This is a genomic window from Leclercia sp. UBA5076, from assembly GCF_002416465.1.
In the GTDB taxonomy this organism is placed as follows: Bacteria; Pseudomonadota; Gammaproteobacteria; order Enterobacterales; family Enterobacteriaceae; genus Enterobacter.
Map to the genome: position 1 here is coordinate 94,139 of NZ_DIAO01000020.1, position 19,747 is coordinate 113,885.

At 56.8% G+C, this 19,747-nt stretch carries 22 protein-coding genes; 12 read left to right on the forward strand and 10 right to left on the reverse strand.

What is annotated here, in order from left to right; all coding sequences use genetic code 11:
- Positions 1-28: 28 nt before the first annotated feature.
- Positions 29-1,033 carry an alpha/beta fold hydrolase gene (locus B3X29_RS20405; protein WP_159340370.1) on the forward strand — a complete coding sequence of 335 codons (1,005 nt, stop codon included), beginning with the start codon at positions 29-31 and terminating at the stop codon, positions 1,031-1,033.
- On the opposite strand, the gene B3X29_RS20410 is transcribed toward B3X29_RS20405, so the two are convergent.
- Complete coding sequence (locus B3X29_RS20410; protein WP_103177661.1) at positions 1,021-1,923, reverse strand: LysR family transcriptional regulator; 903 nt, start codon at positions 1,921-1,923, stop codon at positions 1,021-1,023. The two genes, B3X29_RS20405 and B3X29_RS20410, sit on opposite strands and share 13 nt — an antisense overlap.
- Positions 1,924-2,023: 100 nt before the next feature.
- Between B3X29_RS20410 and B3X29_RS20415 the strand changes: the two genes are divergently transcribed.
- The 3 genes from B3X29_RS20415 (at position 2,024) to nepI (ending at position 4,355) form a co-directional block, all read left to right on the forward strand.
- Positions 2,024-2,476, forward strand: a complete 453-nt coding sequence (locus tag B3X29_RS20415) for a DUF1198 domain-containing protein (RefSeq protein WP_103177662.1) — start codon at positions 2,024-2,026, stop codon at positions 2,474-2,476.
- A 96-nt stretch (positions 2,477-2,572) separates the two neighbouring features.
- A complete protein-coding gene (locus tag B3X29_RS20420; RefSeq protein WP_103177663.1) occupies positions 2,573-3,100 on the forward strand; it encodes an SRPBCC domain-containing protein in 528 nt (175 codons plus the stop codon).
- A gap of 64 nt (positions 3,101-3,164) precedes the next feature.
- On the forward strand, positions 3,165-4,355 hold the full coding sequence (gene nepI, locus B3X29_RS20425) for a purine ribonucleoside efflux pump NepI (RefSeq protein ID WP_156653656.1): 1,191 nt from the start codon (positions 3,165-3,167) through the stop codon (positions 4,353-4,355).
- Positions 4,356-4,392: 37 nt separating this feature from the next.
- On the opposite strand, the gene B3X29_RS20430 is transcribed toward nepI, so the two are convergent.
- The 6 genes from B3X29_RS20430 to B3X29_RS20455 form a co-directional block, all read right to left on the reverse strand.
- Positions 4,393-5,298: a DMT family transporter gene (locus B3X29_RS20430; protein WP_103177665.1), complete on the reverse strand. Its 906-nt coding sequence runs from the start codon at positions 5,296-5,298 to the stop codon at positions 4,393-4,395.
- Between the two features lie 132 nt (positions 5,299-5,430).
- A complete protein-coding gene (locus B3X29_RS20435; RefSeq protein ID WP_103177666.1) occupies positions 5,431-6,810 on the reverse strand; it encodes a carbohydrate porin in 1,380 nt (459 codons plus the stop codon).
- 163 nt (positions 6,811-6,973) lie between these two features.
- A complete protein-coding gene (locus B3X29_RS20440; RefSeq protein ID WP_072250852.1) occupies positions 6,974-7,276 on the reverse strand; it encodes a PTS lactose/cellobiose transporter subunit IIA in 303 nt (100 codons plus the stop codon).
- A gap of 11 nt (positions 7,277-7,287) precedes the next feature.
- On the reverse strand, positions 7,288-8,673 hold the full coding sequence (locus B3X29_RS20445; protein ID WP_103177667.1) for a glycoside hydrolase family 1 protein: 1,386 nt from the start codon (positions 8,671-8,673) through the stop codon (positions 7,288-7,290).
- A 17-nt stretch (positions 8,674-8,690) separates the two neighbouring features.
- A complete protein-coding gene (locus B3X29_RS20450) occupies positions 8,691-10,016 on the reverse strand; it encodes a PTS sugar transporter subunit IIC (protein WP_103177668.1) in 1,326 nt (441 codons plus the stop codon).
- Between the two features lie 12 nt (positions 10,017-10,028).
- Positions 10,029-10,343, reverse strand: a complete 315-nt coding sequence (locus tag B3X29_RS20455) for a PTS sugar transporter subunit IIB (protein WP_103177669.1) — start codon at positions 10,341-10,343, stop codon at positions 10,029-10,031.
- A gap of 294 nt (positions 10,344-10,637) precedes the next feature.
- Here B3X29_RS20455 and B3X29_RS20460 point away from each other — a divergent pair, with 294 nt between their 5' ends.
- Positions 10,638-11,585, forward strand: coding sequence for a LacI family DNA-binding transcriptional regulator (locus tag B3X29_RS20460; RefSeq protein WP_103177670.1), 948 nt, complete (start codon positions 10,638-10,640; stop codon positions 11,583-11,585).
- Between the two features lie 36 nt (positions 11,586-11,621).
- Here B3X29_RS20460 and B3X29_RS20465 read toward each other — a convergent pair whose 3' ends face one another.
- Positions 11,622-11,918: a YicS family protein gene (locus B3X29_RS20465; RefSeq protein WP_103177671.1), complete on the reverse strand. Its 297-nt coding sequence runs from the start codon at positions 11,916-11,918 to the stop codon at positions 11,622-11,624.
- Positions 11,919-12,240: 322 nt separating this feature from the next.
- On the opposite strand from B3X29_RS20465, the gene B3X29_RS20470 reads away from it, so the two are divergent.
- Complete coding sequence (locus B3X29_RS20470) at positions 12,241-12,660, forward strand: GNAT family N-acetyltransferase (protein ID WP_103177672.1); 420 nt, start codon at positions 12,241-12,243, stop codon at positions 12,658-12,660.
- Here B3X29_RS20470 and B3X29_RS20475 read toward each other — a convergent pair.
- Positions 12,657-13,316: a TetR/AcrR family transcriptional regulator gene (locus tag B3X29_RS20475; protein ID WP_159340369.1), complete on the reverse strand. Its 660-nt coding sequence runs from the start codon at positions 13,314-13,316 to the stop codon at positions 12,657-12,659. The two genes, B3X29_RS20470 and B3X29_RS20475, sit on opposite strands and share 4 nt — an antisense overlap.
- Before the next feature lie 78 nt (positions 13,317-13,394).
- On the opposite strand from B3X29_RS20475, the gene B3X29_RS20480 reads away from it, so the two are divergent.
- The 6 genes from B3X29_RS20480 to B3X29_RS20505 all read left to right on the forward strand — a co-directional run bounded on the left by B3X29_RS20480 (position 13,395) and on the right by B3X29_RS20505 (position 18,567).
- Complete coding sequence (locus B3X29_RS20480) at positions 13,395-14,894, forward strand: MDR family MFS transporter (protein ID WP_156653661.1); 1,500 nt, start codon at positions 13,395-13,397, stop codon at positions 14,892-14,894.
- 117 nt (positions 14,895-15,011) lie between these two features.
- A complete protein-coding gene (locus tag B3X29_RS20485; protein WP_156653662.1) occupies positions 15,012-15,272 on the forward strand; it encodes an antitoxin in 261 nt (86 codons plus the stop codon).
- A 3-nt stretch (positions 15,273-15,275) separates the two neighbouring features.
- On the forward strand, positions 15,276-15,674 hold the full coding sequence (locus B3X29_RS20490; protein WP_103177676.1) for a type II toxin-antitoxin system VapC family toxin: 399 nt from the start codon (positions 15,276-15,278) through the stop codon (positions 15,672-15,674).
- A gap of 194 nt (positions 15,675-15,868) precedes the next feature.
- The gene (nlpA, locus tag B3X29_RS20495; RefSeq protein ID WP_103824283.1) at positions 15,869-16,672 is read left to right on the forward strand and encodes a lipoprotein NlpA; all 804 of its coding nucleotides are present in this window, start codon (positions 15,869-15,871) and stop codon (positions 16,670-16,672) included.
- Between the two features lie 127 nt (positions 16,673-16,799).
- Entirely contained in the window at positions 16,800-17,579 is a 780-nt protein-coding gene (locus B3X29_RS20500) for an MBL fold metallo-hydrolase (protein WP_159340368.1), read from the forward strand.
- Positions 17,580-17,604: 25 nt separating this feature from the next.
- Complete coding sequence (locus B3X29_RS20505; RefSeq protein WP_159340367.1) at positions 17,605-18,567, forward strand: GlxA family transcriptional regulator; 963 nt, start codon at positions 17,605-17,607, stop codon at positions 18,565-18,567.
- 19 nt (positions 18,568-18,586) lie between these two features.
- Here B3X29_RS20505 and B3X29_RS20510 read toward each other — a convergent pair whose 3' ends face one another.
- Positions 18,587-19,675 carry an AAA family ATPase gene (locus tag B3X29_RS20510; protein WP_159340366.1) on the reverse strand — a complete coding sequence of 363 codons (1,089 nt, stop codon included), beginning with the start codon at positions 19,673-19,675 and terminating at the stop codon, positions 18,587-18,589.
- Positions 19,676-19,747 lie beyond the last annotated feature (72 nt).

Consider the following 19,747-nt stretch of genomic DNA (forward strand, 5'->3'; position numbering starts at 1 on the left):
TTAGCCCCTTTGCTAACGGAGAGCTTGCATGTTGACCCGACGATTATCCTGCCTTGCGCTGCTGGTGGCGCTGGCCTCACCCGCGATGGCGGCCGATACCCCCACCTACGGCGAAAAGCTGGAAGATTTTGACTACGCCTGGCCGGTAAAACACTTTACGTTTACCTCGCAAGAACAGTCATTGGATATGGCCTATCTGGACGTGAAGCCGGAAAACGCCAACGGCCGGACCGTGGTGCTGATGCACGGTAAAAACTTCTGCGCCGGCACCTGGGACGGCACCATCCGCGCCCTCACCGCCAGCGGCTATCGCGTGGTGGCACCCGATCAGGTGGGCTTCTGCAAATCCACCAAGCCGGAGCGCTATCAATACACCTTCCAGCAGCTGGCGGATAACACCCATGCCCTGCTGAAAGAGCTGGGGATCGATCGCGTTACCGTTATTGGTCACTCCACCGGCGGCATGCTGGCGACCCGCTACGCGCTGATGTGGCCCCAGGAGGTGGAACAGCTGGTGATGGTCAACCCGATTGGGCTTGAGGACTGGAAGGCGCGCGGCGTGCCGCATATTACGGTCGACCAGTGGTATCAGCGCGAGCTGAAAACCAGCGCCGACGGCATCCGCCAGTACGAGAAAAACACCTACTATGCAGGGGAGTGGAAGCCGGAGTACGAGCGTTGGGTCACCATGCTCGCCGGGCTGAACAACGGGCCGGGAAAAGAGCGGGTGGCCTGGAACTCGGCGCTGCTCTACGACATGATCTACACCCAGCCGGTGATGTATGAATTCAGCGAGCTGAAGATGCCGGTATTATTGATGATCGGCACGAAGGACAATACCGCCATCGGCAAAGATCTTGCCCCGCCGGAAATACGTAAGACGCTGGGCAACTACGCGGTGCTGGGTAAGGAGACGGCGAAGCGTATCCCACACGCCACGCTGGTGGAGTTTGACGATATGGGCCATGCCCCGCAGATGCAGGATCCGCAGCGTTTCCATGAGGCGCTGCTGAAAGGGCTTCAGGCGCGCTGACTGGTCTTAAGCATTAGCTCGCGCAACCAGGCCTGCGCGGGATTGCGGTGCGTTCTGCCGTGCCAGGCCATGCTTTTGGTAAAGCCTGGCACGGAAACGGGTGTCTCGCAGACGAACATCTCCGTCTGATTTTCGGCGATGCGTGATGGTACGGTGGCAATCATATCGCTGAGAGCCAGCACGTCCGGTAGTACTAAAAAATGGCTCACCGAAAGTCCCACACGCCGCATTCGACCAATTTTCTCCAGCACGCTATCGGTCACCCCGCGAAAACCGTCTCCCTCGTAAGAGACCAGCACATGCTCTAGGGCGCAAAAACGTGCCAGCGAAAGCGGTTTGCCCGCGTCCGGATGGTCGGCACGCATCATGCAAACGTACCGTTCATCATAAAGTGCGCGACTATGCAATTCGGCCGGCGTGGTGTGTGGAGTGATCAGCGCCACGTCAACGCTGCCCCGCTCAAGCTGGCTGACCAGACGGTCGGATTCCACCGGTACCACCCGCACGCGGATGGCGGGCGCTCGTATCTTAAGGGCTGCGATAAAGGGCACCATTACTGCCCGCAATGCGTAGTCGGTGGCGGCAACGGTAAAGGTCATGCTGGCGCTCAGGGGATCGAAGCCGGTGGGCTGCAGCAGCACGTCGATATCCGCCAGAATACGTTTTACCGGGGCGGCCAGCTCTTCGGCGCGCGTGGTTGGCACTATGCCGTGCGGGGCGCGGATAAACAGCGGATCGTCAAAGTAATCGCGCAGGCGGTTGAGCATGCCGCTGACCGCGGGCTGGGTCAGGGATAAGCGTGATGCCGCGCGGGTGACGCTGCGCTCATCCATCAGAGCATCCAGAGTTTTCAAAAGATTCAAATCCAGCGTGCGGATATCCGTTTTCATAGTCCTCTACTACCTGTTTTCAGTACATTAATACGACGTTGTCCGCTGTCGACGCGCTGCGTTTCCCGATATTATGCTCGACTAACCGTAAGGAGAATTCATGGTCTGGATAATGCTGGCTACGCTTGCCGTGGTATTTGTGGTGGGCTTTCGCGTCATGACGTCGGGCTCCCGGCGCGCCATTCGTCGTCTCAGCGAACGGCTGGGGATCGCCCCTGTGCCGCTGGAGTCGATGATCGATCAGTTTGGCAAAAGCGCCGGCAATGAGTTTATCCGCTACCTTGAACGTCCTGACGAGGCGCATCTGCTCAATGCCGCGCAGGTGCTGCTGATCTGGCAGGTGTGCATCGTCGACAGCAGTGAAAACAACCTGCAGAACTGGTATCGCCTGCTGCGCAAGGCGCGTCTTGCCGCGCCGATCACCGATGCGCAGGTTCGCCTGGCGCTTGGCTTTATGCGCGATATGGAGCCGGATCCGTACGAACTGAATGCCTTCCAGCTGCGTTATAACCAACTCTTCCTGCCGGAAGAGGGGGTCTTCTTCCTGCACTGATATCACGCCTCGTGATGAGGATTATAAATCATCGTCATTAGATTTATACCACTAACCGGCGCACCATCACCCCATTAACAAACGATGAGGTGAACCATGAATCAATCCGCCATTATCTGGCCGCAGGAGTACCTGCCGGGCACTACCGATAATTTTGCATCCAACGAAATCATCGTCGCTGGGCTGACCGCGCAGGCCGTCTGGGACCAGCTGAACGACACCCGTCTGTGGCCGGAGTATTACAGCAATGCCGAGGATATTCGCTTTCACGACGGCAGCGGCCCGCTGCTCAGCGACGGCGCGCGCTTCCGTTTCACAACCTTCGGCTTTCCGGTAGAAGCGCAGGTTACGGAATATGTGCCGCCGGTCGCAGGCCAGGCCGCGCGCATCGCCTGGCACGGCTGGGTAGAGGGCGATGCCAGCTCACGTCTGGATGTGATCCACGCCTGGCTGTTTGAAGATTTACCGGGAAATCGCGTGCGCATCCTGACCCAGGAGTCGCAGAAAGGCGTTCCTGCACAAGAGCTGGCGCGCACCGTGCCGAATCCAATGATTAACGGGCATCAGGAGTGGATCGTCGGGCTGGCGAAGGCGGCAATGCAAGAAAAGTTGTCGAAACGTTAAATATGTCACACTTTTGATGATAAACTGCGCGACTTTTCCGCACGTTTTTATCTCAGGTGATGCCATGACAGAACATATCCAGCCCACGATTCAACCGCAGGCCAAAACGGTTTCTCGCCCGAACTGGTCGGCGGTTTTTTCCGTGGCGTTTTGCGTCGCCTGCCTGATTACCGTGGAGTTTTTGCCGGTCAGCCTGCTGACGCCGATGGCGCAGGATCTGGGCATATCTGAAGGGCTGGCGGGCCAGTCGGTTACCGTTACTGCGTTTGTGGCGATGTTTGCCAGCCTGTTTATCACCCAGGCGATCGGCACCGTTGACCGTCGCAAAGTGGTGATCCTGTTCAGCGTGCTGCTGACCCTCTCCTGCCTGCTGGTCTCTTTTGCTGATAGTTTCACCCTGTTGCTGTTAGGGCGCGCCTGCCTCGGGCTGGGACTCGGCGGCTTCTGGGCGATGTCCGCCTCGCTCACCATGCGACTGGTGCCGGCGCGCACCGTGCCGAAAGCGCTGTCGGTGATCTTCGGTGCGGTCTCCATCGCGCTGGTGATTGCCGCGCCGCTCGGCAGCTTCCTCGGGGGGATCATCGGCTGGCGCAACGTCTTTAACGGTGCTGCGGTGATGGGCGTGCTCTGTATTCTGTGGGTCTGGAAAGCGCTGCCGTCGCTGCCGGGCGAAGCCGCGCACCACAAGCAGAACATGTTCAGCCTGCTGAAACGCCCGGGTGTGCTGGCGGGGATGACCGCCATCTTTATGGCCTTCGCCGGACAGTTCGCCTTCTTCACCTATATCCGCCCGGTGTTTATGACCATGGCCGGGTTTGACGTCGATGGCCTGACGCTGGTGCTGTTAAGCTTCGGTATCGCCAGCTTTGTCGGCACCTCGCTGTCGGCGCAGTTCCTGAAACGCTCCCTGAAGGTGGCGCTGGCGGGGGCGCCGCTGGTGCTGGCGGTCAGCGCGCTTGTACTGATTCTGTGGGGCAGCGACAAATGGGTTGCCTCGGCGATCGCGATTATCTGGGGCTTTGCCTTTGCGCTGATTCCGGTGGGCTGGTCGACCTGGATCACCCGCTCGCTGGCCGATCAGGCGGAAAAAGCCGGGTCCATTCAGGTGGCGGTGATCCAGCTGGCGAATACCTGCGGTGCGGCGTTGGGCGGCCTGGCGCTGGATAATTTAGGGCTCACCTCACCGGTGGTGATTTCCGGCACCCTGATGCTGCTGACGGCGCTGCTGGTGGCCGGGAAGGTGAAGGCGCAGTAAGTTTTTGGCCCTCTCCCCGCCGGGAGAGGGCATCAGGCTACGACGATGTCTGAGCCCTTCTTCTCGAATCCATCGAAATCAGCACCACCGACGACACAATCAGCAGCGTGCCCAGCCAGTCTGGCAGGGTAAACGCCACCCCCAGTAAAATCACCGACAGCAGGGCGCTGCTCAGCGGCTCGGCGCAGCTCAGAATGCTCGCCTTTGGCCCGCCAATCATCTGCGCGCCTTTCAGATAGAGGCTGAAGGTCACCGACGTGCCGATCACCACCAGATAGAAGAAGGCCAGCAGCAGGCTGCCGTCGACCACGAAGGTGGTGTCGCGCCCGGCATAGAACGGCGTCAGCATTAACCCGGCCAGCAGCATACTCCAGCCGACAATCGGCAGGGTGCCGTAGCGGGCAATCAGCGCCGAGGGGTAAGTGGTATAGAACGCCGCGGAGAAGGCGGAGGCGATGCCCCAGCAGAGCGCGGCAGGGGAGATGGTCAGCGAAGTCGGATCGCCGTGAGTGACCAGTAAAAAGGTGCCGATGAGCGAGGTCATGATCGCCGCCAGCACGAAAATCCCCGGACGCTTTTTACGCGCCAGCGCAAACCACGCCACGATAATGGTCGGGGAGAGGAACTGCAGCACGGTGGCGGTGGCGGCGTTGGATTTTTCAATCGTCACCAGGAAGGTGAGCTGGACGATCAGCGCCCCGAAGAGCGAGAAAATCAGCAGGCTGAGGGCATCTTTGCGATTTTTGATGACCGAGAAAATCTTGTCGCCGTGAACGAATGAGAGTGTCAGCAGGATCACGCCGGCAAACAGCAGGCGAACCATGGTGAGGTAAGGCGAGGAAATATGACTTTTCTCCATGATGTACTGCGCGCAAACCCCTGAGCTGCCCCATAAAATGGCGGCGATCAGGACGTTCAGCATCCCTTTACGTGTGGAACCCATGTTCTCCCCTGCGATATTGGCTTTTCAAAGGCCAGCAGCATAACACGGGGCCTGCCGGGTGGCGCTACGCTTACCCTGCCTACAAAACTTTGTAGGCCCGTGCAAGCGCAGCGCCGCCGGGCGCAGCAGGGGTTAGAACCAGGCTTCCCACATTGCGCCGACGTTGAAGTCGTCGAGCGTTTCGTCTTTGGTGTTGTTCACGCGGGCGGTGCGTTCGTTATCCACCTTGCCGCCGGTGACGTAGAAGCGCAGCATCGGACGGAATTCCGGGCCCATAGCGATAGACATGTTCTGCGACAGGGTCAGCTTCCAGCCTTTGTTATCGCCGCCGTTGTCGTAATCAACGTGCTGCCAGCCCGCTTCCAGCCAGGTGGAGTGAACGTCGTTCCACCAGTGCATTGGACGCACGATGGCGTTGTAGTTCTTACGGTTGTCGGTGTTGTCACGGCTGTTGTCATAGTCGTGGAAGGCCAGAATGTACTCCACCTGGGTCGCCGGGGTGAACTTGTGCAGCCCCTCGAAGCTGGCGTACACCGTGGTCAGATCCTCGGTTTTGTTGAACACGCTGTTGTCAGAGTTATCAGAGTAACGGGCGATCACTTTGTTCACGCCGCTGTCGTTGGTATGGCTCAGCACCACGCCACCCTGCCAGGCGTTAGTACGCTCTTCGGTGTCGATGGCTTTGGAGTCAAAGCCGTAGTTGGCGTACAGCTCCAGATCGATCGGGCCGAGCTTCATGCCGTGAATTTTGGAGGTGGCCGCGTAGTTGCCCTTGTCGCCGGTGCCGGAGCCGCCGGTACAGGTGATGCGCGACGGGTTCGCTTCATCGTCCATCACTTCCGGGCTACAGGATTCCACCGCCGCCACGGTGGCCACGTCAAACTGCACACCGCCGATGTCGAAGTTCTTCACCCCGGCACCCTGGCCATCGTGGTTCATCCAGAAGTAATCGTTGATGCCCTGTTGCGGACGCTGGTGGAAGTCACGACCCGCCCAGATATAGGCGTTCGGGTTGGATTCCAGGATATTGGTCACACCGGCGTAGGCTTTTTTCAGGTTAACTTCGTCGCCCCAGTGGTCAATCATCACGTTGACGTCCCAGATGGCGCCGTTGTCGCCCTTGAAGGCTTTGGAAAGCTGGAACTCGCCGCCGTTACTTTCGTTACCCAGACGACCAATCGCCGAGGCGCCGTTATAGGAGCCATCTACGGCAACGTATTTCTGATCGGCGGCCTGGAAGTGGGCGCCGTAACGGGCATAACCGGTAAATTTAATGCCGAACGGGATCGCCATATCCGGAGACTGCGCGGCGCTTTGCGGTTCGTTGATGACGTCGGCTTTTTTCGCTACCGCGGCATCCATTTTTGCCTGGCGTTCTGCCAGGGCTTTATCCACCGCTTTGGCCACAATGGCGTCGATTTGCTCCTGCGTAAATTCTTGTGCGAGTACAGTCATTGGGCAAAGCGCGGCGATAACCGCCATTGTTAATGGGAGTTTTTTAATCATATTCATGGTTATCTCAATATATATTTAAATTTTATTCAGACAATAACCATCCCGTTCCGCATTGACAAAATATGTCGCTATCATCAGAACAAGTTGATTTTATTTTTTTTCGGGCACAGAGGGTTTACACTATTATCGTAAAGCTATCTCCATCACTGATATTTAAATATTAGCGCTGGTATAAATGAATAATCTCTTCGGATAATTCACGGGCCAGCAGCGAGTTCATTAAATGATCCTGAGCATGCACCATAATTAAGGTCATCGGCTGACGGGCTTCGCCTGCGTCCTGTTCGATGAGTTTGGTCTGCATATGGTGCGCCTGGCGCGCGTAGCCATCGGCTTCGCGCAGCAGGCTTTTCGCTTCGTCAAAGTTGCCCTGCCGCGCAGCATGCAGTGCTTCAAAGCACAGGCTGCGCGACTGACCAGCATTGACGATGATTTCCATTACTGCTTCTTCTAAGGCAATCATCATCTTCCACTCTATTTATCGAAACTATTATTCAGAGAGGTTTCGGCAAACCATTCTCCGCTCTTTTTAATGGTGCGTTGCTGCGTTTCTAAATCGAGCTGGACAAAGCCATATCGGTTTTTATACGCATTGCACCACGACCAGTTATCAATAAATGTCCACATATGGTAGCCAAGACAATTACAGCCTTCGCTAATGCCTTTATGCAGCCATTTAAGATGTTCAGAAATAAATTCGATACGATATTGGTCGTTAATCTGACCGTTCTCAATAAAACGCTGCTCGTTTTCAACGCCCATACCATTTTCAGAAATAAAACAGCGTGGGTTGCCGTAATTATCGCGCAGGTTAATAAGAATATCGTAAATACCTGGCTCGTAGATTTCCCAGCCGCGATGCGGGTTCATTTTGCGGCCCGGCATCTCGTAGCTGTCGAAGAACCACTCCGGCATAAACGGCGCGTTGGGATTAATGGCCGTATCACGGCACTTCACCCGACGCGGCTGGTAGTAGTTAATGCCCAGCAGGTCGATTTTACCGTCGGCAATCAGCGCGCTGTCCTCTGGCAGACAGGCTGGCAGCTGATCGTGCGCTTTCAGCATCGCCACCAGATCTGCCGGGTATTCACCGCACAGCACCGGGTCGAGGAAGCTGCGGTTAAACAGCAGATCGCAATGGTGCGCAGCTTTCACGTCCGCCGGGTTCTGCGAACGCGGATAGGACGGCGTCAGGTTCAGTACGATGCCGATCTCACCGGCATAATGCCCGGCGCGGAAGGCGCGAACCGCCTGCGCATGGGCCAGCACGGTGTGATAAGCCACGGTGGCGGCGCGACGGAAATCGACCACGTTCGGGTAGTGGAAGTCATACAGATACCCGCCCTCTACCGGCACAATCGGCTCGTTAAAGGTAAACCAGTGCATTACCCGATCACCAAAAAGCTCAAAGCAGGTTTCTGCGTAGCGGGCATAGGCCGCGACCACATCGCGGTTTTCCCAGCCGCCAATCTCCTGCATCGCCATCGGCATGTCGAAGTGGAACAGGGTGATGAATGGCGTAATGCCCTGGGCGATCAGTTCGTCGATCACCTGGTTGTAAAACGCCACCGCTTCCTGGTTCACTTCACCGGTACCTTCCGGGATCAGGCGCGCCCAGCTTATCGAGGTGCGAAAGCTATTGTGGTTCAGCTGCTTTAACAGCTGAATGTCGGCTTTCCAGTGCTGATAAAACGTGGAGGTATTCTGCGGCCCCACCCCGTTGTGAAAGCGATTTGGCTGTGTGGCGAACCAGTGATCCCAGGTGGTTAATCCTTTGCCGCCGCCCTGGCTTTCCCCTTCGGTTTGCAGTGCAGAACAGGCGCTACCCCACCAGAAGTTTTCGGGAAATGCATATTTCATAAAACGTCCTCTTTGACTTAATTGCCGACGGTCTCTGCTGCACCTACGGACGCCTGCGCTTTCTGCTCTTCGGTTTTCACCAGGGAGCGCTCATAAGCACGCAGGAACGGTAAATACATCAGCGCCGACATCACCATACAAATGACGCACATCACCACCGGACTCAGGGCCCAGTTTGCCGCCCAGGAGGCGCCAATCGGAGCCGGCGTCGTCCACGGCGTCAGCGACACAACCTGTGCCAGCCAGCCGAGTTTGGTGGCGGTATACGCCAGACAAGCGTTGATCATCGGAACGAACACGAACGGAATAAACAGCATCGGGTTCATGATGATCGGCGCACCGAACAGAATCGGTTCGTTGATATTAAAGAAGCTTGGCACGATGCCCATTTTGCCGATGGTGCGCAGGTGCGTTGCACGGCTACGCAGCAGCAGGAAGGCCAGCGGCAGGGTAGAGCCCACGCCGCCAATCAGCAGGTAGTGATCCCAGAAGCCCTGCAGATAGACGTGCGGCAGTGCTGCGCCGGCAGCCAGTGCGGCCTGGTTGGCAGAAAGGTTAGCCATCCAGAACGGGTTCATGATGCCGGTGACAATCAGCGCGCCGTGGATGCCGGCAAACCAGAAGATCTGGCACAGCAGCACGGAGAGCAGAATGGCAGGCAGGGAGTCAGAGGCGGAAACCAGCGGCTCCAGCAGGTGCATAATCGCCTGCGGAATGATCATCCCGGTTTGCGCTTCGATAAACAGGTTCAGCGGGTGCAACGTACCGATTATCACCACCACCGGGATCAGGATCTCAAACGAGCGCGCCACGCCGGTCGGCACTTCCTTCGGCAGGCGAATAGTGACGTTATGATCCTTCAGCCAGGCGTAGACGCGGGTGGCATAGATAGAGGTGATCAGCGCGGTGAAGATCCCCTGGCCCGACAGATACTGGGTGGAGATTTTACCGTCGGCATACGGCGCGGCGACCAGCAGGAATGCCATAAAGGCCAGCAGGCCGGACATTACCGGGTCGAGATTAAACTGGCGGCCCAGGCTGGCGCCAATCCCTACCGAGATAAAGAAGGTCATCACGCCCATGCTGAGGTTAAACGGCAACATCAGCTGGTCGCGGTAGGTTTCAGAGAAGTCCAGCCAGCCGCGGGCAAAGCTGTTGGTGGTATCCGCGGAGAACGGCGGGAAGATGAACACCAGCATAAACGAGCCGATGATCATAAACGGCAGCGCGGCGGTAAATCCGTCGCGGATGGCAATCACGTACTTCTGCTGGCCCAGCTTGCCTGCCAGCGGCGCGATGGACTGCTCAATGACGGCAACCATAGATTGATATAACGAACTCATGAGAACACCTTCTTAGTGTGCCGCTTCGATGAGCGACAGAGCATAGTCCAGCACTTTATCGCCACGTTGCATACCGTAATCCATTGTATCGATGGACTGAACGGGTATGCCCTGAGTGGCAGCCTTATCTGAGAGCGTTTTTAACATGTATTTGACTTGCGGTCCGAGAAGCACGACCTGATATTGCGGAAACTGTGTATCAAATTCTGAAACACCGTACGCATCGATTTTGACGGGGAGTCCGCGTTCTTCCGCGGCTTCGACCATTTTCCGTACCAGCAGACTGGTGGACATCCCGGCAGAACAGCACAGCATAATCTTGAACATCGACAACCATCCTCAAAATGTAAATAGTTATTGCGGAGATGATTGGATAACATATGGAAACCGGTTTCCATGCATATAAGACAGAAGTGTGACAGCCATCAAGATCCATTACTTATAGGGGCTGTTTATCGGATTTGGGTCACATATTTTGGCTGCTTTTACATCACTAAGAGTGGAAACGGAAAATCGGTTTCCATAGAAAACGGAAACAGATATACTCCTGAGTGGCTATAATATGAGCCGAAGTGGAATCAGGAATTACAGGGGCCTGGAGAGACCTGTCAGGGGATAAAGATGTCTACAATCAACGATGTATCACGTCTGGCCGGGGTGTCCAAAGCCACGGTATCACGGGTGTTGAGCGGGTCGCGCGGCGTGAAGGAAGCCAGCCGTCAGGCCGTACTAAAAGCAGTTGAAGAGCTGAACTACCGGCCAAACGTGATTGCCCAGTCGCTGCTGAGCCAGACAACCGGTTGTATCGGCGTGATTTGCGCCCACGACAACATCAACCAGACTACGGGTTACCTTTACGCGCTGGAAAAACACCTTAGCCAGCACCAGAAGCACCTGCTGCTTCGCTTCGCCAACACCAAAGCCGAAGTCATGGGCGCGCTGGATGAACTCTCCTGCGGGCTATGCGATGACATTCTGATTATCGGCGCCCGTTTTCCACTGCATATCGATCAGGAGAATGTCATCCTGGTGGACTGCATGGAAACCGGTAACGTCAACAGTATCCAGTATGACCACGCTTTCGCCGCGGAAACCGCCTGTAATTTCCTCGCCAGCCAGGGGCGACGCCAGATTGCCCTGATCCATCCGTACGGCAGTGGTTTTGCCGATCAGGTGCTGCTGGGCTACAAGCATGGGCTGGAAAAGAACTTCCTGCCGTTTAATCGCAACCTGGTCTTTATGGAAGCCACCTCATCCTCCGTGGCCCTGCAGGAGCTGCTCAATAACGCCTCTACGCTCAATTTCAACGCCTTACTGGTGGCCGACGAGCAGGAAGCGCAGCGGGTGATCCCCCAGCTCCAGGCGTTCAACCGATCGGTGCCGGGCGACATCATGGTCTTCAGTCTGGCGGGTTCACTGCATCTGCCGGGTATTCCAACCATTCCGGCAATTGAGTACTCAATGGATGCTATGGCGGCACGGATCGTCAGCTGGCTGAATGAGAAGACCCAGATGCTGGGTTCGTATGTGCTGCGCGGGGATTTAATTATTCCGGATGTGCGTCGCTAAAAAATTAAGGGGGCTGCATGGCCCCTTTATGCGTAATCAGTAATCCTCCATGCAGTCCACCTGACTGACGGCATCCCAGTAACCTTCCTGATTGTTCCGCTCCATCGCCACCACCGCGTTTTTGACCAGCATCTGATTCGCCTCAGACGCCATAATCATCGCCTGCCACTCTTTATCGGTTTGCTTGCGTTGCGGGGCACAGGCTTTTTTCACATCCTTTAAAACCGCCTGTTTCATCTGCTCTAGCTTTGCCGGATCGTTCATCTCCTGAGCATGAACGAAGGCGGCGAAAAGCAGGCAGACGATGAGGCAAAACAGGTGCGCTGACTTCATGGAAACCTCCGGAAAAAAACACACACGTTTATGAAATATATCGTTACATCCGCCGTTGCGACCCAAGCCGAAAGTATTAATTTTGCCAATAGTTGCGCAGGGGTACGACTAAGCGTAGCCGCAGAATTTGCCGGAGAGGGAAGCGCAGAAGAAAAATGTGTGACGGCTGGCGGGTGACAGGTAACAAGGGGTGATAGTGCTCGCAAAGGCAATTTTTCGTTGATTTCAGTTACATTTTTTAACCCATACAGGACCAGAATTTGGCGTTTGTATCCCGGGCGGAGTATGCGATAGTCGATCTGCAACGTAACGGGGGATTGATATGCAACTGAGTATTACCGACACCATTACCGAACACGAGCAGGAAGAGTTACTCCAGCTACTGCGGATCTATAACAGCCAGTTTATTGATTTTTCCCGCGTGGGGAGCGATCTCGCCGTCTATGCCCGCGATGACAGCGGCAACATGCGCGGCGGACTCATCGGCAATCGCCAGGGCGAGTGGTTGAATATCAAATACCTGTGGGTATCCGATGAATTGCGTGGAAGCGGGCTTGGCAGCCAGTTGATGCATGCCGCTGAAGAGGAGGCCCGGAAGCAGGGGTGCCGACATGCACTGGTGGACACTTTCAGTTTCCAGGCGCGTCCGTTTTATGAAAAGCAGGGCTATAAGCTGGAAATGACGCTCAACGATTTTCCCTACCCGGGAATCCAAAGACATTACCTGTCGAAGGCGCTTTAAGCGCCAATACCACTGCCCATCACCGCCAGAGCATGGCGCACAATACGTTCCGGCGAGAGGGCGCTTAACCTCTCGTCATTGCGCATGCGCGAAAAGGGCACCAGCACCAGACTCAACAGCGTGGTGAATAAAAGCTCCGGCGCCAGATCGCGGTTCAGTTTACCTTCCTGCTGCCAGCGGGCAACGGTATCCAGCGTCCCCTGATATTTCTCATCGCCAAAGCGGGCCTGCAGATGCGCGCGCAGTACCGGCATTTCACCGATCACCTCCTGCATCCACAGCGGCGCGAACCAGTGATGCTCTACGGCCAGTTCCGCCAGCTTTTCCACCATCAACCTCAGGGCGGTAACCGGATCGTCCGGGTGAGCGCTGAAAAGCGTCGCGATGGCGCTGCGAAGCGGCAGAAAACGCTCCTCGATCATCGCATCAAGCAGTTGTTCCCGGGAGTTGAAGTAGTAGTGCAGCATCGCCGGCGTCACGCCCGCTTCTTTGGCAATGGCATTAAGCGAGGTGCGGGCAATACCCTGGCGCGCAAAGAGATCGAGGGCGATATCCAGCAGCTGCTCCCGGCTGGTGGCGGTGGGTTTACTTCCGCGTGGGCGTCCGGGACGGCGAGCCTGTGGCGTAGGGTCGGAATTATCTTTATGTGCTGACATGCGCGGAGGATCCCTTGACCTGATTCATAACTTCATTAAATATTAATTATCCAATTAATTAATTTCAAGCGGTGTTTTATGGTCTCCGATTCAACAACGCAAACCAAAAACGCGCCCCCGGTGCGGCTGCTCTTCAGCGCGCTCCTGCTGGTGATGCTGCTCTCGGCTCTCGATCAGACCATCGTCTCCACGGCGCTGCCCACCATTGTGGGCGAGCTGGGCGGCCTGGATAAACTCTCCTGGGTCGTGACGGCCTATATTCTGAGCTCCACGATTGTGGTGCCGCTGTACGGTAAGTTTGGCGATCTCTTTGGCCGCAAAATCGTGCTGCAAATCGCGATTGTTCTTTTTCTGGTGGGCTCCGCCCTGTGCGGGCTGGCGCAGAATATGACCCAACTGGTACTGATGCGCGCCCTGCAAGGGCTGGGCGGCGGGGGACTGATGGTGATCAGCATGGCGGCGGTGGCCGACGTTATTCCCCCCGCGGAGCGTGGCCGCTATCAGGGCTTATTCGGCGGGGTCTTTGGGCTCGCGACGGTGATTGGTCCGCTGGTCGGTGGTTTTCTGGTGCAGCACGCCTCCTGGCGCTGGATTTTCTACATCAACCTGCCGCTGGGCCTGTTTGCCCTGCTGGTGATTGGCGCGGTCTTCCGCGGCAGCGCGAAGCGCAACAAACATGAGATCGACTATCTGGGGGCGATTTACCTTAGCATGGCCCTGCTGTGCATCATTCTGTTTACCAGCGAAGGGGGCACGGTACGCGAGTGGAGCGACCCGCAGCTGTGGTGCATTCTGGCCTTTGGCCTGACGGGTATCGCCGGGTTTATCTACGAGGAGCGTCTGGCGTGGGAGCCGATTATTCCCCTGTCGCTCTTCCGGGATCGCAGCTTCCTTCTGTGCAGTCTGATTGGCTTTATTATCGGTATGTCGCTGTTTGGCTCGGTCACCTTCCTGCCGCTCTATCTGCAGATTGTCAAAGAGGCGACCCCGACTGAAGCCGGTTTACAGCTGATCCCGCTGATGGGCGGACTGCTGCTGACCTCAATTATCAGCGGGCGCATTATCAGCCGCACCGGGAAATACCGCCTGTTCCCCATCCTCGGTACCCTGCTGGGTGTGGTCGGTATGGCCCTGCTCACGCGGATCACCATCGAATCACCGATCTGGCAGCTTTACCTGTTTACCGGCGTGCTGGGGGCGGGGCTGGGTCTGGTGATGCAGGTGCTGGTGCTGGCAGTTCAGAACAGCGTCTCATCCAGCCAGTATGGTGTGGCCACTTCAGGCGTAACGTTGTTCCGCTCCATCGGCGGGGCGATTGGCGTGGCGCTGTTTGGCGCGGTCTTCACCCACGTATTGCAGTCGGGCCTGATGGCGCGGATCCCCGAGGGGACCGAACTGCCGCGGGAGATGAACCCCACCGCCATTCATCACCTGCCGGATGCCCTGCGCCTGGACTACCTGGACGCCTTTGGCTCCGCCATTCATGCGGTGTTTTTGATGGCTGCCGCGATCATGGTGCTGGCCTTTGTCCTGTCGTGGTTCCTGCGTGAGGCGCCGCTGCGCAAGCGGGAGGCGTAAAGTTAGCGGGTCAGCTATTTGTTGCGAGTCGCTTTCCGAATTTTGACGCTCTGGCTTGTCATTCCCGACGCTGCTGGCGCATGCTTTGTCCTGGTTAATAAATCAGCAGAGGTTGCGATGGAACGTAAAGCAAAACTGTTCAAAAAAGGGCGAAACCAGGCGGTTTTACTGCCTGCTGAGTTCGCGTTTGATGCGGAGAGTGTCTGGATCCGGCGGGATGAAGAGGGGAATGTTGTGTTGAGGGCTATGTCAGAGAAGGAACGGCACAGGGAAAATTTTTTGCGTTTACTGAAGCAGACTCATGTCCCTGATTCTTTCCTGAGTAAAGAGGAACGCAATCAGAGCTATACGACAAGAGATCCTTTTGAAGGATTATAGAAAATGCTGCATATGCTGGACACTAACATAGTAAGCCATCTCGTGAGGCAGCATCCAGGAGTGGTAAATCACTATTCCCGGTTGGCGCCAGAAGATATGTGTATTTCAAGCGTAACGGAGGCTGAGCTGCTTTACGGCGTTGCCAAAAAGCAAAGTCTTAGATTGCACGAAACCATCTCGGAATTTCTTAAAACTATCACCGTTTGCGACTGGGACAGTGACGCCGCGGCAATATACGGCAAGCTGCGCGCCGAAATGGAAAAGCGCGGGAAAGTCATGGGCGATCTCGATCAGTTGATCGCAGCGCACGCAATCAGCCGGGGCACAACGATTGTGACTAACGATCAGGCTTTCGCCATGGTGCAGGAACTGACAGTCGAAGACTGGACTACCGCAGCCTGACTCCCCCCACCCGGTGGCGCGACGCTTACCGGGCCTGCGACAGTTCTCCGTCTCTGCACGTAGGCCGGGCAAGCGCAGCGCCGCCCGGCAAAACCCGCATATAACTTATCCTTCTTATTGATTCCTTTTCGTTTTTTAACCTGCCGTTGGGTTGCCGATATAGTCGATATAACATTTCTCAAAAGGACTGACCGGTGAAACTTCGATTGGGTGCTCTTCTTCTTGCTGGCCTGCTGCTGGCGGGCTGCGACCAAAGCGGCAGCGATGCTAAACACATTAAGGTCGGCGTGATCAACGGCGCCGAGCAGGACGTGGCGGAAGTCGCCAAAAAAGTGGCGAAAGAGAAGTTCGGCCTCGACGTTGAGCTGGTGGGTTTTAGCGGCTCGCTGCTGCCAAACGACGCCACTGACCACGGTGAGCTGGACGCCAACGTCTTCCAGCATCGCCCATTCCTGGCGGAAGACAACAAAGCACACGGCTACAAGCTAGTGGCAGTGGGCAACACCTTTGTCTTCCCGATGGCGGGTTATTCCCGCAAGATCAAATCGGTCTCTGAACTCAAAGATGGCGCAACCATCGCCATCCCGAACGACCCCACCAACCTGGGCCGTGCGCTGTTGCTGCTGCAAAACGAAAAGCTGATCGCCCTGAAACCGGACGTTGGTTTACTGCCGACGGCGCTGGATATCACCGCCAATCCAAAAAACCTGAAAATCATGGAGCTGGAGGGGGCGCAACTGCCGCGCGTGCTGGACGATCCGAAAGTGGATGTGGCGATTATCAGCACCACCTATCTCCAGCAAACCGGGCTGTCGCCGGTGCATGACAGCGTCTTTATCGAAGATAAAAACTCGCCTTACGTGAACATTGTGGTGACGCGGGAAGATAATAAAGATGCCCAGAAGGTGAAGGAGTTTATCCAGGCGTACCAGTCGCCAGAGGTCGCGAAGGCGGCAGAGACCATCTTTAACGGCGGGGCAGTGCCGGGCTGGGAATAAATCATCATGCCGCTCACTGCGGCATGAAGATAAGTTGGCCCAATCCCATCGTTGAATGCCCTTTAGCCCACATTCTGCCGTTCCTCCTCCGGCTATTCTTTCTGCAATACAGACCGGAGGAGAGCTCATGAACATCACCCACATTCGTAACGCGACACAGCTTATCACCTATGCCGGAAAGCGCTTTCTGGTTGACCCGATGCTGGCACCTAAAGGGACTTACCCCGGCTTTCCGGGCACTGCCCGGGAGGCGATCCGCAACCCGATGGTGGAACTGCCCTGTCCGATTGAAACCCTGCTGGATGTCGATGCCGTTATCGTAACCCATACCCACCCCGATCACTGGGATCAGTACGCCATCGAGCGGATCGCCAAAGACAAACCGATCTTCGTGCAGAACGAAGATGACGCGCAGCTGCTGCGCAGCCAGGGCTTCACCCAACTTAGCGTGCTGACGGACAACAGCCCGTTTGGCGATATCCAGCTAAGTAAAACCGACGGCGGCCAGCACGGTACCGATCGCGCCTATGCGGTGCCGGAGCTGGCGGAGCGGCTGGGCGAAGCCTGCGGCGTGGTGTTTCGTCATCCTGACGAAAAGACGCTCTGCATTGTTGGGGATACGATCTGGCGCGAGGCGGTAGCAACCGACCTGCAAAAACATCAGCCGGATGTGGTGGTCATCAACGCCGGTTATGCCCACGTGCTCGGTTTTGGGCCGATCATCATGGGCCAGGAGGATGTGCTGAATATCCACTTCCTGCTACCGCAGGCGAAAATTGTGGCGGTCCATATGGAGGCCATCAACCACTGCCTGCTGACCCGCAGCGCGTTGCGTCAGTATGCAGAGGATAATCAGGTCAGCGATGTGCTGAGCATTCCTCAGGACGGTGAATCCGTTATATTCTGAGGCAATCAGGGGAAAGGAGAGATCAATGCCGCTTACTCACGTTGCCATTGTCGCCGTGGACGGGTTCAGCCCGTTCCACTACTCCGTCCCCTGCATTCTGTTTGGCGATACCGTTTCCGGTAAAAAGCGTTTTAATGTGACGATCTGCGCCGAAAAGCCCGGACTCCTGACCTCGCCTGACGGCTTCGCGCTCAACGCAACGCAGGATTATTCTGCCATCGGGCAGGCCAATATCGTGGTGGTGCCTTACTGGCAACACGTACTGGCGCGTCCCCCGCAGGCGCTGCTCGACAGCCTGGTGCAGGCCAAAGACCGCGGGGCGGAGATCGTCGGGCTCTGTCTGGGGTCATTTGTTCTCGGCTATGCCGGTATCCTGGACGGCAAACGCGCGGCAACCCACTGGGAGTTCGAACGCCAGTTTCAGACGCTTTTCCCGAACGTGCAGCTCGATATCAACGCGTTGTACGTTGATGACGACCGCATCATCACCTCTGCCGGTACCGCCGCCGCGCTGGACTGCTGCCTGTACATTATCCGTCAGCGCTTTGGCGGCGTGGTGGCCAACCAGATTGCCCGGCGGATGATCGTGCCGCCCCATCGCGAGGGCGGGCAGGCGCAGTTTATCGCCCAGCCGGTGCCGGAAACCACCCGCGATGCGCGGATCAACAACCTGATCGACTATCTCCAGCGTAACATCAGCCAGCCGCTCAGCCTGGATGCGCTGGCAGAGAGCGTGGCGATGAGTCGCCGCACCCTGACCCGCCATTTTATGAAAGCCACCGGGATGAGTGTGGCCTCGTGGATCACCGCCGAACGCCTGCGGCGTAGCCAGCTGTTGCTGGAGAGCAGCAATCTGCCGATAGAGGCGGTGGCAGAGCAGGTGGGCTATCTCTCAGCCGTAACCTGGCGTCAGCAGTTTAAGGCCCGCTTTGGCGTCAGCCCGGCGGAGTGGCGCAAAACCTTCCGCACGCAGGCCCAGGCCGGATAAGCGTAGCGCCATCCGGCATTTACCCCAGCCGCGCCATTCTCGTCTCGCCTTCCACCATCGACAGCTGATACAGCGAAAACGATCGATGCTTCTCAATGAGGTTCGCCAGCTCCGGCGAGTGGCTGGTGAGCCAGATCTGCGAATAGCGGCTGGCCTCAGCAATCAGGCTAGCCAGAGCAGGCAGCATCTGCGGATGCAGGCTGTTTTCCGGTTCGTTGAGGGCGATAAAAGCGGGCGGGCGCGGGCTGAGCAGGGCCACCGCCAGACAGAGAAAACGCAGCGTGCCGTCGGAAAACTCTGCGGGCTCCAGCGGCCGGCTTAAGCCTTCGCGCTGCATCATCATCCGGAAACGTCCGCCCGTATTGTCGCTGTAAAAGACGCAGCCGGGGAAAGCCTGGTCGAGAATACGCATCAGCAGCATCTCGTCACCAATCTCGACGATAGTCTGAAACGCGGCCGCCAGGTTTGCGCCGTCGCTGGCCAGCACTGGCGAACGGAACCCCACCTGCGGGGCGCGCATCGCCGAACCGGATGAAACAGAAAACTCATGATAAAAACGCCAGTTACGCAGGGATTCGCGCATCTGCGACACCTCGGGGTAGAGGTGCGGCTCGCCGAGCTGGCCGAAGACCGATTCGTTCTCATACAGGGTGCCGCTGTGGGTCACCTTCTCGTGATGAACATTATTCAGAAACACGGTCTGGTTTTTGCGCTGCATCAGGCGTGCGGAGGGACGCCGCTGATGGCCACTCAGCCAGATGGACTCCTCTTTGATGACCGGATCGAGCTGAAACTGCGAGGGATAAGGCAGCTTTTCGACAAAACCCACCTGCAGTTCATACTCGTAAGTTTCGGTTTCCACCGCCAGATTCATCCGCCGCAGCTGGTCGCTGCGGGTTTTGCCTGCCCAGAACACCTTCAGAATGCCGCCTTCATTCGCCAGCGCCTGGGAAAACTGCCCCTGCGCCGCGCTGTGCATCAGGTGGATGGCTTTATAGATATTCGATTTTCCGCTGCCGTTCGGGCCGAAAACGATATTGAGCTGCTCCAGATCCAGCGACATGTCGCGAATCGAACGGTAGTTTTGAATGTGCAGGGTGTTGATCATGGGCAGACCCTTTTGCGGCTTAAACCTGTATAAAGTTACAGTATTTTAAGCAAACTGCAAAAAAAAGACGAC

Excerpts from the sequence above, each read along its gene's own strand:
- B3X29_RS20405 (WP_159340370.1), top strand. The coding sequence starts at position 29 with ATGTTGACCCGACGATTATCCTGCCTTGCGCTGCTGGTGGCGCTGGCC.
- B3X29_RS20410 (WP_103177661.1), bottom strand. The coding sequence starts at position 1,923 with ATGAAAACGGATATCCGCACGCTGGATTTGAATCTTTTGAAAACTCTG.
- B3X29_RS20415 (WP_103177662.1), top strand. The coding sequence starts at position 2,024 with ATGGTCTGGATAATGCTGGCTACGCTTGCCGTGGTATTTGTGGTGGGC.
- B3X29_RS20420 (WP_103177663.1), top strand. The coding sequence starts at position 2,573 with ATGAATCAATCCGCCATTATCTGGCCGCAGGAGTACCTGCCGGGCACT.
- nepI (WP_156653656.1), top strand. The coding sequence starts at position 3,165 with ATGACAGAACATATCCAGCCCACGATTCAACCGCAGGCCAAAACGGTT.
- B3X29_RS20430 (WP_103177665.1), bottom strand. The coding sequence starts at position 5,298 with ATGGGTTCCACACGTAAAGGGATGCTGAACGTCCTGATCGCCGCCATT.
- B3X29_RS20435 (WP_103177666.1), bottom strand. The coding sequence starts at position 6,810 with ATGAATATGATTAAAAAACTCCCATTAACAATGGCGGTTATCGCCGCG.
- B3X29_RS20440 (WP_072250852.1), bottom strand. The coding sequence starts at position 7,276 with ATGATTGCCTTAGAAGAAGCAGTAATGGAAATCATCGTCAATGCTGGT.
- B3X29_RS20445 (WP_103177667.1), bottom strand. The coding sequence starts at position 8,673 with ATGAAATATGCATTTCCCGAAAACTTCTGGTGGGGTAGCGCCTGTTCT.
- B3X29_RS20450 (WP_103177668.1), bottom strand. The coding sequence starts at position 10,016 with ATGAGTTCGTTATATCAATCTATGGTTGCCGTCATTGAGCAGTCCATC.
- B3X29_RS20455 (WP_103177669.1), bottom strand. The coding sequence starts at position 10,343 with ATGTTCAAGATTATGCTGTGCTGTTCTGCCGGGATGTCCACCAGTCTG.
- B3X29_RS20460 (WP_103177670.1), top strand. The coding sequence starts at position 10,638 with ATGTCTACAATCAACGATGTATCACGTCTGGCCGGGGTGTCCAAAGCC.
- B3X29_RS20465 (WP_103177671.1), bottom strand. The coding sequence starts at position 11,918 with ATGAAGTCAGCGCACCTGTTTTGCCTCATCGTCTGCCTGCTTTTCGCC.
- B3X29_RS20470 (WP_103177672.1), top strand. The coding sequence starts at position 12,241 with ATGCAACTGAGTATTACCGACACCATTACCGAACACGAGCAGGAAGAG.
- B3X29_RS20475 (WP_159340369.1), bottom strand. The coding sequence starts at position 13,316 with ATGTCAGCACATAAAGATAATTCCGACCCTACGCCACAGGCTCGCCGT.
- B3X29_RS20480 (WP_156653661.1), top strand. The coding sequence starts at position 13,395 with ATGGTCTCCGATTCAACAACGCAAACCAAAAACGCGCCCCCGGTGCGG.
- B3X29_RS20485 (WP_156653662.1), top strand. The coding sequence starts at position 15,012 with ATGGAACGTAAAGCAAAACTGTTCAAAAAAGGGCGAAACCAGGCGGTT.
- B3X29_RS20490 (WP_103177676.1), top strand. The coding sequence starts at position 15,276 with ATGCTGCATATGCTGGACACTAACATAGTAAGCCATCTCGTGAGGCAG.
- B3X29_RS20500 (WP_159340368.1), top strand. The coding sequence starts at position 16,800 with ATGAACATCACCCACATTCGTAACGCGACACAGCTTATCACCTATGCC.
- B3X29_RS20505 (WP_159340367.1), top strand. The coding sequence starts at position 17,605 with ATGCCGCTTACTCACGTTGCCATTGTCGCCGTGGACGGGTTCAGCCCG.
- B3X29_RS20510 (WP_159340366.1), bottom strand. The coding sequence starts at position 19,675 with ATGATCAACACCCTGCACATTCAAAACTACCGTTCGATTCGCGACATG.